The sequence below is a fragment of the Candidatus Hydrogenedentota bacterium genome, from assembly GCA_016791475.1.
Taxonomy (GTDB): domain Bacteria; phylum Hydrogenedentota; class Hydrogenedentia; order Hydrogenedentales; family JAEUWI01; genus JAEUWI01.
This window is the reverse complement of sequence record JAEUWI010000224.1, coordinates 1-720: the sequence shown is the minus strand read 5'-3', so window position 1 is coordinate 720 and position 720 is coordinate 1. Positions and strand designations below refer to the sequence as shown.

2 protein-coding genes are annotated in these 720 nt (G+C 70.1%); both read right to left on the bottom strand.

Features of this window, described 5'->3' with window-relative positions:
* Positions 1-228, bottom strand: a 228-nt coding sequence (locus JNK74_28855) for a winged helix-turn-helix transcriptional regulator (GenBank protein MBL7650191.1), incomplete at its 3' end; no start/stop codon positions are given.
* 138 nt (positions 229-366) lie between these two features.
* Positions 367-720, bottom strand: a 354-nt coding sequence (locus JNK74_28850; GenBank protein MBL7650190.1) for a DNA-3-methyladenine glycosylase I, incomplete at its 5' end; no start/stop codon positions are given.

The following is a 720-nucleotide window of genomic DNA, read 5'->3' as shown; positions in this document are numbered from 1 at the left end:
CTCGGGCAGTCTGCTGCCAAGCCGGGCGCGCACGAAGTAGCCCGACTTCGGCCGCGCCTCGATCAGGCCTCGGCTCTCGAGCAGGTGGTAGGCCTGGGTGACCGTGATCGGGCTGATGCCGTGGGTCTTGCAGGCCTGGCGGACGGAGAGCAGTTTGTCGCCCGGGCGCAAGACACCCTCGGCGATCCGCTGTGCGGTCCGGTCGGCAAAATCCTGGTAGAGGCTCATGGGGACGATCCTAGCGATGCGCAGCGAACCCGGCCTTGCCATGGATCACTTCGATCGCTGCCGCTTCGCAAGCAGGCGATGCCGCCTGGCTGCGCCAGAGCCTGCAGGGCAACGCCGCGAGGCGTTCCTGCAACCGGCTCAAGGCCTGGGGGGTGGTGACGTCGCGCAGCGCTGCGCCGCGATCTCGCGCTGGCGGAAGCACCCCTCCACATGGTCATTGACCATCCCCACCGCCTGCATGAAGGCGTAGCACACCGTCGGCCCCACGAAGCGGAAGCCCAGGCGCTTCAGCTCACGGCTCATCGCCTGCGACGCCGCCGTCTGCGCCGGAATCTCCGCCAGGCTGCGCGGCGGCGCGGTCGGCACCGAACCCTCGGCGAAGCGCCACAGCAGCGCATCCAGCGACCCGAAGCGCTCCTGCGCCGCCAGCGTCGCGCGCGCGTTCGCCACCGCCGACTCGATCTTCAGCCGGTTGCGCACGATGCCCGCGTC